The sequence below is a fragment of the Paenarthrobacter sp. CM16 genome (genome assembly GCF_013179505.1).
Classification (GTDB): Bacteria; Actinomycetota; Actinomycetes; order Actinomycetales; family Micrococcaceae; genus Arthrobacter.
The window spans coordinates 1-14,795 of sequence record NZ_JABMCX010000111.1 but is presented as its reverse complement, the minus strand read 5'-3'; the positions used below and the strand labels follow the sequence as shown (position 1 = coordinate 14,795).

At 61.2% G+C, this 14,795-nt stretch carries 13 protein-coding genes and 1 pseudogene; 7 read left to right on the top strand and 7 right to left on the bottom strand.

Translation table 11 applies throughout. From position 1 onward, the window contains the following. Positions 1-123: 123 nt before the first annotated feature. Both HP499_RS11635 and HP499_RS11630 read right to left on the bottom strand, forming a co-directional pair. Entirely contained in the window at positions 124-1,548 is a 1,425-nt protein-coding gene (locus HP499_RS11635; protein ID WP_172324221.1) for an O-antigen ligase, read from the bottom strand. Between the two features lie 82 nt (positions 1,549-1,630). Beyond that, positions 1,631-2,740 (bottom strand): hypothetical protein, encoded by a 1,110-nt coding sequence (locus HP499_RS11630; RefSeq protein WP_172324220.1) that lies wholly within the window; start codon positions 2,738-2,740, stop codon positions 1,631-1,633. 408 nt (positions 2,741-3,148) lie between these two features. On the opposite strand from HP499_RS11630, the gene HP499_RS11625 reads away from it, so the two are divergent. The 4 genes from HP499_RS11625 to HP499_RS11610 are packed head-to-tail and all read left to right on the top strand — an operon-like array spanning position 3,149 to position 7,477. Beyond that, positions 3,149-4,249: a glycosyltransferase gene (locus tag HP499_RS11625; protein ID WP_375154251.1), complete on the top strand. Its 1,101-nt coding sequence runs from the start codon at positions 3,149-3,151 to the stop codon at positions 4,247-4,249. Beyond that, positions 4,246-5,289: a glycosyltransferase family 1 protein gene (locus HP499_RS11620; RefSeq protein ID WP_216659941.1), complete on the top strand. Its 1,044-nt coding sequence runs from the start codon at positions 4,246-4,248 to the stop codon at positions 5,287-5,289. Before HP499_RS11625 ends, HP499_RS11620 begins: the two co-directional genes overlap by 4 nt. Continuing rightward, on the top strand, positions 5,286-6,344 hold the full coding sequence (locus HP499_RS11615; protein ID WP_172324217.1) for a polysaccharide pyruvyl transferase family protein: 1,059 nt from the start codon (positions 5,286-5,288) through the stop codon (positions 6,342-6,344). Before HP499_RS11620 ends, HP499_RS11615 begins: the two co-directional genes overlap by 4 nt. Beyond that, a complete protein-coding gene (locus HP499_RS11610; protein ID WP_172324216.1) occupies positions 6,341-7,477 on the top strand; it encodes a hypothetical protein in 1,137 nt (378 codons plus the stop codon). Before HP499_RS11615 ends, HP499_RS11610 begins: the two co-directional genes overlap by 4 nt. Before the next feature lie 30 nt (positions 7,478-7,507). Here HP499_RS11610 and lepB read toward each other — a convergent pair whose 3' ends face one another. The 4 genes from lepB to HP499_RS11590 all read right to left on the bottom strand — a co-directional run bounded on the left by lepB (position 7,508) and on the right by HP499_RS11590 (position 11,193). Further along, complete coding sequence (gene lepB, locus HP499_RS11605) at positions 7,508-8,212, bottom strand: signal peptidase I (protein ID WP_172324215.1); 705 nt, start codon at positions 8,210-8,212, stop codon at positions 7,508-7,510. Positions 8,213-8,214: 2 nt separating this feature from the next. Next, positions 8,215-9,333, bottom strand: coding sequence for a hypothetical protein (locus HP499_RS11600; RefSeq protein ID WP_172324214.1), 1,119 nt, complete (start codon positions 9,331-9,333; stop codon positions 8,215-8,217). 144 nt (positions 9,334-9,477) lie between these two features. Beyond that, complete coding sequence (locus tag HP499_RS11595) at positions 9,478-10,119, bottom strand: hypothetical protein (RefSeq protein ID WP_253951536.1); 642 nt, start codon at positions 10,117-10,119, stop codon at positions 9,478-9,480. Between the two features lie 189 nt (positions 10,120-10,308). Then, on the bottom strand, positions 10,309-11,193 hold the full coding sequence (locus HP499_RS11590) for a helix-turn-helix domain-containing protein (RefSeq protein WP_172324213.1): 885 nt from the start codon (positions 11,191-11,193) through the stop codon (positions 10,309-10,311). A gap of 139 nt (positions 11,194-11,332) precedes the next feature. Between HP499_RS11590 and HP499_RS11585 the strand changes: the two genes are divergently transcribed. Together HP499_RS11585 and HP499_RS11580 are read left to right on the top strand one after the other, a co-directional pair. Further along, positions 11,333-12,862, top strand: a complete 1,530-nt coding sequence (locus HP499_RS11585) for a polysaccharide biosynthesis tyrosine autokinase (protein WP_172324212.1) — start codon at positions 11,333-11,335, stop codon at positions 12,860-12,862. Continuing rightward, complete coding sequence (locus HP499_RS11580) at positions 12,859-13,488, top strand: low molecular weight phosphatase family protein (RefSeq protein ID WP_172324211.1); 630 nt, start codon at positions 12,859-12,861, stop codon at positions 13,486-13,488. Before HP499_RS11585 ends, HP499_RS11580 begins: the two co-directional genes overlap by 4 nt. Here the strand turns inward: HP499_RS11580 and HP499_RS11575 are convergent. Then, on the bottom strand, positions 13,485-13,898 hold the full coding sequence (locus HP499_RS11575; protein WP_172324210.1) for a VanZ family protein: 414 nt from the start codon (positions 13,896-13,898) through the stop codon (positions 13,485-13,487). The two genes, HP499_RS11580 and HP499_RS11575, sit on opposite strands and share 4 nt — an antisense overlap. A gap of 267 nt (positions 13,899-14,165) precedes the next feature. Between HP499_RS11575 and HP499_RS11570 the strand changes: the two are divergent. Next, positions 14,166-14,795: pseudogene (locus HP499_RS11570) on the top strand (hybrid sensor histidine kinase/response regulator); the annotation flags it as partial.

Genomic DNA, 14,795 nt, shown 5'->3' with positions numbered 1-14,795 from the left:
GAGAACTGGTCCTTGGCCCAGGACATCATCATCCTCTTCCGGACTGCCAAGGCTGTGGTTGGCAAGGACGGGGCTTATTGAACCTGCGGCTGAGGCCCTGGTTCAATGCCTGCGGACCCGGGTTCAGTTGGGTGCCGCAGAGGCCGTTACCCTGGCATTCACGGCGTCCGGTGTTTCTGTCAACGCTTTGTTGGGTTCACCGTCTTCGGCTGCAAGAAGGGCGAAGAAGGTCCAGATCGGCAGGAACGTCCACGATGACTGAGTGGAAACCCCGAGTGCTGTGAAAACAGCCAGCATCCCCAGTAATGACGCATTCCGGAAATTGCGCCACAGAAGGACCACAATCAGGAGTCCAAAAGCGATAAGCGCCACGTAACCAAGCTCGGCTGCCACGTGCGCATATGCGTTCTCCGCAATGGGACGTGTCTGGTCCGTGGAGTAAATCCAAGGCAACTGACGACCGCTGACGTATTGATCGAAATAGGCGCCATAGCGACCGGGGCCTACGCCAAAAATCGGATTATCAGAACTCATGTCAAAGGCAATCTGGGATTTGACTCCCCGCAGATTCAAGGACGTTGTGGCGTACTGGTAGTCCGGAGCGAACTCGGTAAATCCAATCTTTGCCAGTTGCCTGCCCAGGATAGTCCTCAGGCTGTCCGAAAAGAGCAGTGCCAGAATCGCAACCAGTGCCGTAGCGATCAAGGGAACCACCACCTTGGAAAACTTAAGGACGACCATCAGGGCAATTCCCGCAGCAAGGCCGGCATAGGCCGTAGTCGATTGCGAATACAGAATTGACAGCGCCGCTACCACCGCAGCCAGGTAGCTTCTGTTGTAAAGGGCCACCAGAATTGCGGCACCGGCAAAGAAGCCCAAGTGCTGTCCCTCCAGGAAGGGGCCTGACCGAAGGGTCTCCACGGTCTCGTCCACGCCCAGTGTCCGGAAGCCAAGGAAGCCAATCAGTTGCGTGTTCCCCGACAGGGCAGAGGCCCACTGCATCAGGACTGCCACCCCACAGAGCCAGATCGACGCCACAACCGCCCGCACCGTTTTACGTCGATCCACTCTCCGAAGGACCGACCAATAACACAGCGCCAAGAGGGCGTATCCGCTGTACAGAAGCAGGTCGGTTTCATACCCCCTGTCATATCCAACAGACCTGAGGCCGCCACTGCCCGGGGTGAGATTGACCAACGCGGAGAAGACAGTGGCAATGGCGAGAACGGCCACAGCCACACTGGCAAGATCCCGCTTTCTCCGGGTCGTTTTCCGGCCAAGCACATAGCCGGCGACGCCAAGGACACCGAGAACTTCACTGATCTTGAGCGGGAAACCCACCGGAACAGTCAGCGCATACTGAAACGGCATGAAGACAACACTGAGCAGCATAAGGCGCTGGAACCACGGTCCCGACGTCAACAAGCCCCTGAGGGAATCAGCTTTTGCCAGTGACAACACCGGAGGCTCGTCCAGTGATGCATCCTTGCCGTGTGCCAGGACGGTGCGGCTCAAGGCACCCGCACCTTGGTTGATCTGCTTCCCCATACAAACGCCCCTGAATCCCTTCGGCCCACTGCCGATCATCTGCACTTCATTCCAGCAATACTCGTTCGTCGAACGCCCGCTCTTACCAGCGGAAAAGCTTCGCAATCCTGCGGAACCTGGCACCTATGAGACTTGGTGAGGAACGGCCCGCGCGGTCGTCGGAAGCTACCAGGACCTCGGCTTGGGGCCACACTGCCCTCCGGATGAACAGCAGGCGTTCCCGGGCTGGAAGTGACCTGAAGATCATCCAGTAAGCCCGCCACCATCCTCTGCTTTCCCGCCATTTCCAGTTCAAGGGGATTTCATGGTCTATCCGCAGATGGGCGCCCGGAAAGGCAAGTCGAAGGGCAGGCTCCAGGACGGCAGAAGCCTTCACGCTGCCGGCAAACTGGAGCACTGCCTCTCCGCCGAGCCTCAGCTTTTCAGCGTGCTCCTCAGCTCCAACCGCCGTTTTCCCATGCCTCGCCTCCGGTCGAAGATCATGAAGGGCGAAGATGACAGAGTGTGCCGGGAGATCGGGCGTCATCATCGGAACCCCCGCAACCAGGACGGCTTGGGAGCTTTCCTTCACCCTGGCAAAAACGGCTGAGTCGTCATCCGCGCATCCTGGGATGTGCCGGTGCACGTCCACTTCACAGCCCCAGGAACCGGGTTCAAGTGCCACCGAATGGTTGAAGGAAAGACCGGACCATTGATCCGTCCTGCTGTTCCATCCCCATGCCTCAAGCGCGGCACACAATATCTCAAGACGTGTGGGATCAGCCCATACGTCCACATCGCCGGAGTGCTCCCGCTCCCGCAGTCCTTGGCGGTGAAGCATAGGGCCCTTGATGGATACGGCCTCAACTCCGTGGTCCCGCGCGACGCTGGCTACCAGTGCATAGACCATTTCGTGGATGGGCGAGGACATCCACGGAACCCTGAGCTCGAAGATTCGTGATGGATGCGAAGGATCATCGGAAGCGATCCCGGCTTCCGCAAACTCGCGGACCAAGTCCCGCTCAACATCATCGAGCGCTGTATCCGGCACCGGATCACCCATGAGCTTCCGCCAAAGGTCTGCCGGCATGCCGGCCAAGCCCATAGGCTCCGACGGCGTGGTTGCCAGGAGCATCAGTTCAACGTCTGTCTGATTTTCGTGCCAGCCACGGAGGTCCAGTGCGCCATAGGCAACAGCTACCCAGCTCGTCATTCGCCGTCCTCCCCTGGGACCCGTGTGAACGGCGTGGAACAGCTCGGTATTCACGCGCGCATCTGCAATTTTCAGTCCTGATAAATCTACCGCAATTCAAACCGGCAGATTAGTCAGGTCGCTTACAGTAAACAATCTGCACAAAGCCGATTACGCCCCGGGATCGGCTATCCTTGATTTTGGCCGTACGCCAGACAGGCTCCGTTGCGACTACCTCCTCCTATCCAAATTCAGGTGAGGAACTACCACGGGCCGGGAGTCTACATCTGATGCGCCGATGATGGGGGAGCTGGACAATTATGGACTTTTGGCATGGGCTTATTACCAGTCCCTCAATGAACAAATGGACCTTGGGTTCACCGAAGCAGGTGCCGTTTGCTAAACCGTGATTCCAGCCGGATTCTTCACGTGGTGGACCGCGTGGAAGGCGGGGTGCCAAAAGCTGTTCGAAGTTACATTGAAAACAGCCCAAAAGAGTTCACCCACTTGGTTTTGTCCCCCTTTCACGAGGGGCAGCCAGCCCTTGTGTGGCAGGGCTTGGCAGTTGAGCACCACGATTTGGGGACAGGGCTCTTTAAACGCATTTCCACGGTAGGTACCGCCGTCAAACTGCTGAAGCCCCACGTGGTCCACGCCCACTCCAGCTTCTCCGGCCTCTACACCCGAGTCAGGCGCCTCCCTGCACCGGTGGTCTACGCACCCCACTGTTTCAAGCACGACGACCCCCACACTTCCCCAGCCAAGCGGGCAATCTATCGAAATGCCGAGAAATTCCTTGCCCGGAGGACCTGGAAATTCGGAACACTGTCGGCCCACGAAGAGAAGCTGGTCCGCGCCCTCAGCCCGGCAGCCACGTGCGTTGCCATCCCGAACCTGCCCACCGTCGCTCCCCGCACAGCAGAGTCCCGCCCGGTTGACTCCAGCCCGGTTGACTCCAGCCCGGTTGACTCCAGCCCGGTTGAATCCAGCCCGGCAAAGCCCCATCCGCGTACCAGCCAGGCGATACCAGTGGTCTCGATGGCGGGAAGAATCGCCCGGCAAAAGGACCCGGCGTTCTTCAGGGATGTTGCTGTTGCCTTGCGGGGCATGGTTCCCTCCGTGCGCTTCCAATGGATCGGGGACGGGGATCCGGAGTTACGGAGGATTCTTGAAGAGGCCGGGATCGAAGTAACCGGCTGGCTCAACAACACGGGAGTGGCTGACTCCCTGGCCTCCAGCGCGGTTTATGTTCATACCGCCTCCTATGAAGGCTTTCCCCTGAGCATTCTCGATGCCGCCGCCCAGGGCGTTCCCATTGCTGCGCGCAGCATCAACGCCCTCCAAGGTTCCGGCCTTTTGCAGGCGGTAGACGCAGACGGAGTGGCCGGCCTGGTGGCCGCCATCCTGAACCACCCCGAATCAGAAGAGCGGGCGTTGGCTGCAAACCAGGCCCTGCTGGCCAGAATGAACCGGGCCACCCTGCACACTGCGCTTCGTGACCTCTATGACTTGAAAGGCCCTGATCGTTGAACCGACTCAAGCAAGTGTCGTTCCCGTCCCGGATTCTCTCCCGCCACGTTGGTGGAAACACCACCTATGCACGGGAGATCGCCAAGGGCCTTGAGCTGAGGGGCGTTGAGGTCAGCCAGATGGGCTCGTCGCAACGCGCTGCCATCACGGCCCTCATGGAGACATGGCAGGGCCTTACGGTACCCGCGAAACCTGGTTTCGTGTTGCACTACAGTGCTGACACCGGACCGCTGTTGCCCACCCGTGCCCCCTCTGTGGTGACCGTCCACGGCGTCGCGAGCCGCTGGATTACGACGGCGAGATCGGCGCGGCAGGAAAAGATCTGGCGGACCCGGGTACAGCGGGCCATCCACTCAACGGACGCTGTTATTACCGTCTCCCGGTCCAGTGCAGACGATGTTTCCGAAGTATTCGGAATAGACCCGGCACTCATCACCACAATTCCCCACGGCATCGACACGGAGTACTTCGCTCAGCGGCGGGTTCTCAGTGAACGGCTTCAGCACCTTCGATCCGTGCCCTACGTGCTTTATCTCGGAAACATCGAGCCCCGTAAAAACCTGATCGAACTTGTACGGGCGTTCTCGCTCCCACCGCTCAAGGACCTTGGCGTGAAACTGGTGATCGCAGGCAAGCCCGCATGGAACGCGGCTGAAACCATGGCAGCAATTGAGTCTGCTGGAATCGAACACCTGGGCTTCGTGGACGATGACGAGCGGGTAGCGCTCATGCAGCACGCGGCCCTCTTCGCTTTCCCCAGCCTTTACGAGGGTTTCGGTTTCCCCGTCCTTGAAGCCCTTGCCTCCGGAACTGCCGTGATTTGCTCGGACCGGGGCTCACTCAAGGAAGTCGCAGGTCCTTCCCTGGTGTTCGAAGACACCGATGCTGAATCAATCGCCCGCGGCATTGCAGGGGCTTTCAGCAACTCCACAGCAACGAGGCACTCAGAGGATGCCGGCCTCGCCTGGGCAAGGCGATTCAGTTGGGATGCCAGCGTTGAGGCGCATACCGCGGTATACGAGAAGGTGTTGCAGCGATGAAGGTCCTGATTCTCCACGGCTACAGTGCCGACAACATTGGTGACGGCATGTTGGTCACCGAAGCAATCGAACTCATCAACTCGACGTTCCCGGCCGAGTCCATCGACCTCACACTGTGTGCCTCGGATCCGGGAAGTTTTGATCTGCCGGGCGTATCGCTGCGCCGAAGCAAGCCGAGCCTCCGGGGCTACGACCGCGACTACTTGGCCACCCTGGGAAGCCTTGGCAGCTTCGACCTGATTGTGGGCGTTGGCGGGGGTTACCTCCGCGGCGGTAACTGCATTGAGCTCGCCAAAGCACTGTTGGTCCACGGTGTGCAGCTCCGGGCGGCCAGCCGCCACGGGGCGAAAGTTGTTTATCTTCCACAGAGCATCGGTCCCCTGCGGCTGGCCAGCGCCCCTTGGTTCCGACGGCATTTGGGCCGCCTCAGCCGCGTCTGGGCACGCGATGACCGGACCGTCCAGGAGCTCGGGCTGCCGACCGTCGTCGGGCGTGTGCCCGACATGGCAGTCCTGCGGGTCCCGGCGCGGACCACACAGTCAGTGGAACCCACTCCCGTGTATTCGGTCCGGAACCTCAGGGGCGGCCTGCCTGCGCCGATCGTTGAGCTGGCGGGCTTGCTGGGCTCGTTCGACGGATATGTGCAAAGCCAAACCGGCGGAAACCAGGACCTCTCCCCCATGCAGAGCCTGGAGCCGCGGCGTATCCTCAGCCGCGGGGACTTCCTGAACGGAGCTTCCACCAAGCGGGTGGTGGTAGCCGTGCGGTTGCATGCTGCCCTCATGGCCTTGCAAGCGGGCCATTACGTTGTTCATCTGTCCTATGAGCGCAAAGGGTTTGCGGCGTTCGAGGATTTGGGGCTCAAAGAACACGTCCATAACGCGTTCAGTTTTGATCCTGAGATGGTTCACACCCAGGTTGCCCGTCTACTGAACGATGTGACGGCCCGTGAGGAATACGACGCAGCAGTGAACCGTGCTGCGGCAAGCACGGACGAGGCCTACAGGGCGTTGGGTGAGAGCCTTCACAACGCGGTCCTGGGCGTCAAAGCATGACCACTGCCACGGCCACCCGGAGCAGCGTGCTCTCATCGCTGGTCATGGTGGCCTCAGGAGCTGTCACAGCGATCGTTCCTGCAGCATTCCAAGCCGTTGCAGCCAGGCTGTTCGCCCTTGAAGGACAGGCTCAGTTAGCCCTCATACTGAGCATCGGCTCCTTCTGCGCCGGTGTGATTGCCGCGGGCCTGCTGGAACCAAGAATGGCCGACTCCCGCTTGGTCGACAAGACCTACATTCCGGCCTGGGCTACGGTCCTGGGCGTAGCGGGAACGCTGGCGATGATCATTTTCCCAAGCTCCATTGCAGCCTTGGCCTTTGGCTTACCGTGCGCCATGGTGGCCCTGCAGATAGGCAGGATGCATGCTGCCTACACGGCCGGGTGGAAGATGGAGGCGCTGACTGCCACCGCGCTGGTCATTGGCGCCGGCGTGGCTTTTGTCCTTGCACAACAGAATTCTCCGTGGGCTGTCTCTGTCCTGGGTACGGCAATGGCGGCCGCCATAGTGATCCGGGCCCTGAAAACCCCGTTCAAGGCCTCGGGCCGGCCGCGTCTGGCTCCCACTGCTTGGATCACCCTTGAAACCGCAATGGTGGCCTTGGTGCCGTTGGGCATCGTGGCCACCGTGTACCTGCTCCAACGGGAAGAGGAAGCTGTTGCCCTCAAGGCGACCATCACTGTCCTCGGAGCGCTTCAACCCATCCTGGGGTACATGCGGACGCGACTTCTCGGAGCGGAATCGAAGAGTCTGACCTTGGGCATGTCCGCCCTCAGTATCGTGGCCATAGCGCTCATTCTGGTCTTGGAAGTCCTTGGCGTCTTCCAGTCACTGTTCGGCTCTGCCTGGAACGTGGTGACACTCGGCGCTCTATCACTGGCGTGCCTCTGGAAACTGGTCAGCATCCCTGGGACCCTGCCCTTCACCTACCTGCGGCGGGCCGGGATGGTGGGCCAGGTCTTTTGGATTCGAATCATGTCCTCGTTGTTGTATCTCGCAGTCAGCGTGGCCTTGATTCTGTGGACCGATTCGCTGGCGGTACTTTTCCTGGGGCTCACAGTCGTGGAAGCAGTTACCGGCCTTTTGCTGTACGCGGGATACCGTTCGGTCTCCAAAACGCTGCAACAAGCTTGAGGCTTGATCTACTGCCGGCATTCGCACGGGTCAGGAGCCCGGCGATCCCCACTTGCTGAAGGGGAAGACCCGCCAGTCCACCCGCCCGGTAATATCCCCCCGATGGACAGTCCTGACGCAGTCGGCAGCGGCTGCCGGATTCCTGCAGGCTGCAACGGAGTCTTCCGAGCTTGACCGGTGGTCACCCACCATAAGATATTGGTCCTCGCCGAGGAGCAGCGCCCCAAAGCAGCGAGGCGACTTCACCGCCGTCGAGCAGTCAAGTGAGCCCGCATGAAATGGTAAATCCTCATGGACATACGGTTCACTCATGGCTGCCCCGTTGACCTTGACCGCGCCGGCAGCATCGCAGCACTCAACGGTGTCACCGGGCACCCCGATGATCCGTTTGACCAAGTACTCAGTATTGCCCGGACCAATCCCGGTCAGTTCACCAAACCAGCCAACACTGTTGCGCAGGACGCTGCGTTCAGGCGCCGCCCCCCAGCTCGGCGGCTTGCTGAAGACAACCACATCCCCGCGTTCGGGGGCTGCAGATAAGTAGGCCGTCCGGTTAACCAACACGCGGTCGCCCACGTTAAGGGTTTGCTCCATGGAGCCTGTGGGCACATGGTAAATCTTCACCAGGAAGCTTTGAACCAGTGCCACGAGAATCAATGCCAGCAGTGCGTGGCTCCACGGTGAACGGAGCAATCGACGACGCCGGCGGGCAGCTTGCGTAGTAACGGGCGCCATTGTTATGTGGCCGGGATGCGTACGAGCAGCCCCGCGTCGGCAAGAGTTGAGAGAACCTGCACTACCGCTTGGTCGAGGTTCTGTTCAGGGGGAGCGCCGAATTGGAACTCCACCTGGCGGGCAAGCGAACGGAAATCAAGGCCCTCGCAAATCGACCTCCAGACCAGCGGGCCCACGCCATCCAAGACGTGCACAACGCGGTTTCCATCCAGGATAGCGGTCAGGCCACCGGCTTCCACTGCGTCCAGGACGGAGGCAGGAACGTACGACTCCGCTGCCAGGGGATTCCGCACGCCGGCCGTTTCCTCCATTGGCAGGACGGCCTCCCACGCCTCGGGTTGTTCCCGCGTCAACAACTCAGGGACCAAGGGCAGGACTTCATGTGCCTCACGGTAAATGACCTGCCGAATGGCGCCGCAGCGGTCTACGTGGGTAACAATGGTCTGGAGCGGCTTGTCCATGTCGGCCAGATAGCTGATCTCGGGGACGATCGCTACCAGGGCCTCGCACAGTCCCAAGGTGCCGATCCCGGGCTCCCCGGTGAAACCATCCAGCCGGGACACCAGAACCAACCCGGCCAGCATGAGCGGGGCAGCCGGGAGCCCGCCAAGACCCAGGGCAGAAGGGGCAAGTTGCTCTTTGTACATCGCACCGGGCCGGATCACCGAGAGTGGTTTCCTGTAGGGATGCACTGTGCCATCGGCCTCGATGCCAACGGTCTCATCGGTGACATAGCCGTATTCCGCACCGAGGTGCCGCGCCAAGGTGGTCTTGCCCCTGCCGGACGGACCGATGAACGCCAGCACCTTGCCGGAGGGGTGGGCAATTCCGGCAGCATGCAGCATCAGCAGGCGGCCCCGTTGTGCCTCGATGGCTGCCAAAGTTGTGCGGGTGGAAAGCTCCGCTACGGAACCTGGGAGTCCGTCGTCGTCCGGGAAAGGCCAAAGCAGTCCGGGGACGCTATCCTCAACGCCACGAGCTTCGCTATTTTCGGCAAGTGCATCGGACCAGGGGCTCCGGAGTTTTCCAAGTCGGCCTGCATCAACCTGTTGTTCCGAAAAATCGAATCGAATCCTGACTAAACCGCCCAGTGCATCGATCAGGATGTCATCGGTTTGCATTTCCCCCACCTAAGATCAGCAGGCCATACCAAGCGAAAGTTATTCTGTTGGCGGCCTTCAAATACCCTAATCCGCATTACTGGAACACACGAAAACGCGTCAGCCTAAGGACTGACGCGCTTTCGCAGTAATTCGAAAAAAGGCTTAGAGCAGACCCGCACCAACCGGGACGGAGATGCTGCTCGTTGCGGTCAAGGTACGGCCGCCAATAACCACGGTTACGGTGACAGGGAATGTTGCCAAAGCACTGATGGCAAGTCCAGTGCTGGTACCTGCGAGTCCAAAGACAATGGGAAGGTTCAGCGTGCCGTTGCTGGCGACCGTGACGGGTACGCTGTTGGTCCAGGTTGTGGCCGGGAAACCGAACTGTCCAACGATGGGAGCGGACTGGTACACGGCAGTGCGCTGGCCGGCAGTGGTGAGGGCGCCGTCGAAGGAGTAGACGCCGAAACCGCGAGCCCGTCCAACGGTGACGTTGATGCCGGCAGGACGCGCAACCGAGACAGTGACCGTAGCGGTTTCCGTTACCCCGCCCGGACCGTTCGTGAAGGTCAGGATGGTGGGAACGGTGACCAGGGCCTGAGCCGTCAGCGTGCCGCCGCCATCCAGCAGATTGAGGCTGAGGAGGTCCGTGGTTGAAGCCGTGAAGGCAAGGCTCAAAGTGTTGACGGATGCTACAGCGGCCGGAGCAGCCACGGCGGCGGCGATAACGGGCACGGACCAGGCGGCGCCCTTGACGACTGCGCGGCGGGAGTGCGGCTTGGAAACGGTAACTTCGTCGCTCATTGCTCTTCTTTCAACTCGGAATGAAAACCATCGGTTGGAATCCAGCACATGCCGAGTTCCCCCATCAGGAATAGACATTACCCACGCATTTTTGGCTGGAAGCGACAGATTCGGCCCCTGCGGGAACTTTGTCGCTGAACGGTTCAAGGTCTGCGCGAAACGTCCTCTGCCGTTACCGGCAAGCGGCGTTCAGGACGCTGCAGCCTCACTCCCGCGGCGTTCCCTGAGATCCCGCGGCCCGCAGCCGTACAGCTCATCCAAGGCCCTGCGCAGGGCAGCCGTTGTCCCGAAGCCGGTCTGCTCGGCGATTTGCTGGACGCTGAGAACGTCATAGCGGGCATCGGTGAGCAGTGTTCGCGCCAGCCTGCCGCGCTGCCTGCGGATCTCCGCCGCAATGGAATTTCCCACCTCCGCGAATGCGGCCTGTACCCGGCGCAATGACGATTGCACAGCCTTTGCCACGGCTTCGGGGTTCAGTTCCCGGTCAGCGCATCGTTGCGCGATGACCGCCATGGCCTGGTCCCGGAGCACTGAGGTCAAGGACGTGGAATCCCAGGAAACCCCACAGTGGTCAAGCAGGAGGCTGCCCGTGAGCTCCAGGAGAATCTGCTCGGTGGCATAGAGCTCAATGGCTGAACCGTGCCGGGCAGGCTGATTCAGGATTGCCCCGATGAAGGCCTCAGCAGCATCATCGAGCCGTGAGCGGACGGGAGTGATGGTGACGCTGTCCAGCGCGTGGGGGACGAACGTCTCCGCCGCACTTCTCTGGATCCGGATTCGTTTGGCGTCCGCGTCGCCGATGAACGGAGACGGTAATCCCCTGCCGCCGGGGACCACGACAACCGACTCACCGCCTGGCAGATGCGCCCCCGAGCGCGGATCCCGGATGAGACCTGATGCTACGAAATAGATGTCCACGGTATCGTCAGAACCGGCTGCATCAAGGGCGGTGAAATCCCCCGAAAGTGAACTGATGCTCAGCTCACCAAAAACGCATTCTGCATGCCTCTGAAGACCATGATGATCCTGCGCGAAGTACACCGCTCCCATTTGAAGAAAGTCAGTATCCTGCATTTTTCATAAACCCCCCATCCCACCGCGAGGTGGGTATCCCCTTTAGGTCAGCACGTTACGATACTTACAACGCAGTGCAAGAACTGCGTTCTTTTGTGTCGACGTGTCGGCGCCCACAAAGCATCAGGGGGACAATTTCATGGAGCTCACGGACTATTGGAAGGTCCTGCGCGCACACTGGATTTCGGTGATTGCCATTACCTTGTTGGGTGGAATAGTCGCTTTCGGCTGGACTTTAACCCAAACCAAGGTCTTCAGCGCCGATGCCAGCGGCATCATCTCCGTGGGCGTCAACAAGGATCTGGGCACGGCCATGGCCGGGGAGAGCTACTCCAAGTCCCGTGCGAAGTCCTACTTGGACGTCGCAAAATCCCGGTCCGTGGCAGAAACCGTCATCAAGGACCTCAAGCTCCAAGGGACCTCGCCTGAGCAACTGATCAGCCGGATCTCGGCCCAGAACCCGCAGGACACCGCCACCCTGAAGTTCTCCGCCCAAGCCAGCAGCCCGGAGGGTGCCCGGGACCTCGCCGAGGCTTGGGTCAGGGGCGTCGCCAAGCAGGTTGCAGAGCTCGAAAAGGGCAGCAACAGCAGCGAAACGTCCATTGTCAGCTTCCGCTCGCTCGATGCCGCACAGCTCCCCACCACTCCTACGTCCCCCAACACCCGGCTGGCCCTAATGATCGGTGTTGTAGCCGGCCTGCTGCTGGCCATCGGGTACGCCCTGCTGCGGAACATCTTCGACCGCCGTGTCCGATCCGCAGCCCAACTCGAAGCCGAGACCGGCGTTGCCGTCATTGGAACCGTTCCGTTCCACAACAATTTCGACGGCGTCAACCGCCTCGTGCTGTCCCGCGGCGGCAATGACCTGGAGAACAAAAACCACCAGGACTACGCCGTAGCCGAGGCCATCCGCGAGCTCCGGACCAACCTCCAGTTCATGGACGTCGACGAGCCGCCCCGCATCATCGTTGTCACTTCCGCACTCCCGGGTGAAGGAAAAACCACGGTGGTAGCCAACCTGGCCCAAACCATCGCAGCCTCCGGCCAACGTGTTGTTGTGGTGGACGGCGACCTCCGACGCCCCACCGTTGCCAAGACCTTCGGACTGTTGGCCAACGTGGGCCTCACCGATGTCCTCATCGGCAGGGCCACGCTCAACGACGTCCTGCAGCCATGGGGCGAAAGCGGCGATCTCTTTGTGCTCGGCGCCGGTTCCGTACCACCGAACCCCAGCGAACTTCTGGGCTCCAACGTGATGCGGACCCTGCTGGAAGACATCGCCAAGCACGCGATCGTCCTGGTGGATGCCCCGCCGCTGTTGCCCGTCACCGACGCGGCGATCCTCACCGCCCGCACGGACGGAGCCTTGGTGGTCAGCCGTGCAGGCAAAACCACCTACGACCAACTGAAGAGGGCACTCCAGAACCTCGAACGCGTCAAGGGCAGGCCACTGGGCCTGATCATCAACGGCGTTTCGCGCAAATCCTCCAAGGGCGAGGACTACGGGTACCAGTACTACACGTACTACAACCGCAAGGACACCGGCGAGGAAGCGGCCAAAGCCAACCACGTTCCCGCAGCGGAATCGAGTCCCGTGGCTGCGACAGAGCAGGTCCAGCTGACCGACCAACGCCGCGGCCGTCGTCGTGAAAGCACCAACGCCCTGTGAGTGTGACCAACCACGGCGCCCAGCCGCCGTCGTTCATTTTGACAGTGTGCACAGGGAACATTTGCCGCTCACCGTTGGCCGAGCAACTGATCCGCGCCCAGCTCCAGAAGCACGGCGTCAGCAACTTGCAGGTGGTCAGCGCCGGCCTGCACGCCGCATCAGGGGCACCCATGGAGCCCATCCCGGCTGCCCTGTCCAGGGAGTACGGCGGCAACCCGGATGGCTCGGTGGGCCGGCAGATCTCGGCTGAGGTTGTTGAGGCGGCCAGCCTGGTGTTGACCATGACCCGCAAGCAGCGCGATGAGTTGGTGAAGAAGTATCCCGGTGCTGCCCAGCGCGCGTTCACCATGGCCGAGTTCGCCCGCGCGGCAGCGAATGTCCCTGCCGGCGAAGGTGCAGCAGTTCCCGCGGCTGCCAGTTGGGCGTCGGTGACCGGCGCAGTGACAAGTACTCCCTTGGCCGGTCTGGTCAGCCGTGCGGCAGCAGTCCGTTCAACAGCCGGACTCCGTGACGAGGACGACATCCCCGATCCCATCAACGCCTCCGAGGCTGTGCATCGGGACGTTGCCCTGCGGATAGCCGGGCATTGCGAGGATGTTGCCGGAATCCTCCGGAAGCACCTCTAAGCCGCAAGCCTCTTCATCACCGCAAGGCCCACCAAGGCCCCCACGGTGTTGGCCACCAGGTCCGAGAACGCTGTGACCCGGCCCGGAACCGCCAGCTGCACCGTTTCGATCAACGCCGACGACCCCAGGGCGAGCAGCCCCACCGTCCACCAATTCCAACGGGTTGGCCGGAGGAGGCGGAGGAACGCCCCGAAAGGGATGAACAGGACGATGTTGGCTGCGAACTCCACGCCCACTGCGGCGGTTTCGAGCGGCAGGCCAAGCAGCGAAAGCCACCCGGCAATCACGCCCACAAACCCTGTCACAGTGCCGGCTTCACGCGCCGGCAAGAACACCACCAGGGCCAACGCCACCAGATACACGCCGAACATGACCTGGATCCAACGATTGGCGATCCTCGGGTAAACCATCACCAATCTCCTTACGGTGTGCGTGCCTGCAGCCATCAACTATAGGGGCTGCCCTTGAAACGTCCGGATTCCTTGCGGCCTGCCCTGCTCTTCGGGCGTGTTTTCGGCGTATGCTCTCCTCAGCGCAGGCAAGACGCGTTGTTCGCTTTTGGTGGGGCCACTTTCTAAGGCAGGGGTTCAGTGGCAGGAGTGAAGCACGGGGTTCTTCCGATGCGCTCGTCGGCACGGCACGGATGGCCGCTTTTTCTGGTGCCCGTAGCGTTGTGCATGGTGCTGTTGGCCGTCGGCCTGACAAGCGGAACAGGAACGACGACGGCGCAACTCGCCGGTGACCTGGCGATCCTTCTGGCAGCGCTCACCGCGCTGATTGCCCATACTCGCGCAGCCAGACGCCGCAAGGACAACTCCGCAGGCCGGTGGTTCATTGTGGCGGGCCTGGCTATCTGGAGCGCAGGGCAAACCGTCTGGACCATCAACGGCATAGTCCTGGACCACCAGTATCCCTTCCCATCGTTCGCGGATATCGGCTTTGTTTGGTACGCCCTGCCCACATCCATTGGCCTGGTCCTCCTCTTGAGGGGCCAGGGGCTGCGCTTGCCCCTTCGCCGCACCATCCTGGATGCCGGGGTGGTGGCCAGCTCCACCTTCTTCATCGCCTGGAGTTCCGTTCTGGGGCCATTGGCCGCAGCCACGGACCAGGATGCCTTCTCCCGAATAACCCAGATGGCGTACCCCATCGCGGACGTCCTCATGGTCTCCGTGGTCATCGTCCTGACCATGCGCGCAGCCCGCGGACGCCGGCTGCCGTGGTTGAGCATGGCCCTCGGTTTCTGGATCCTGGCCATCACCGACCTGACATATATGAGCCTCACCCTTCAAGGCATCGCCGGCGTTACA

Bases quoted from the DNA above. Each gene is read 5' to 3' on its own strand.
- HP499_RS11635 (WP_172324221.1), bottom strand. From the start codon at position 1,548: ATGGGGAAGCAGATCAACCAAGGTGCGGGTGCCTTGAGCCGCACCGTC.
- HP499_RS11630 (WP_172324220.1), bottom strand. From the start codon at position 2,740: ATGACGAGCTGGGTAGCTGTTGCCTATGGCGCACTGGACCTCCGTGGC.
- HP499_RS11615 (WP_172324217.1), top strand. From the start codon at position 5,286: ATGAAGGTCCTGATTCTCCACGGCTACAGTGCCGACAACATTGGTGAC.
- HP499_RS11610 (WP_172324216.1), top strand. From the start codon at position 6,341: ATGACCACTGCCACGGCCACCCGGAGCAGCGTGCTCTCATCGCTGGTC.
- lepB (WP_172324215.1), bottom strand. From the start codon at position 8,212: ATGGCGCCCGTTACTACGCAAGCTGCCCGCCGGCGTCGTCGATTGCTC.
- HP499_RS11600 (WP_172324214.1), bottom strand. From the start codon at position 9,333: ATGCAAACCGATGACATCCTGATCGATGCACTGGGCGGTTTAGTCAGG.
- HP499_RS11595 (WP_253951536.1), bottom strand. From the start codon at position 10,119: ATGAGCGACGAAGTTACCGTTTCCAAGCCGCACTCCCGCCGCGCAGTC.
- HP499_RS11590 (WP_172324213.1), bottom strand. From the start codon at position 11,193: ATGCAGGATACTGACTTTCTTCAAATGGGAGCGGTGTACTTCGCGCAG.
- HP499_RS11585 (WP_172324212.1), top strand. From the start codon at position 11,333: ATGGAGCTCACGGACTATTGGAAGGTCCTGCGCGCACACTGGATTTCG.
- HP499_RS11575 (WP_172324210.1), bottom strand. From the start codon at position 13,898: ATGGTTTACCCGAGGATCGCCAATCGTTGGATCCAGGTCATGTTCGGC.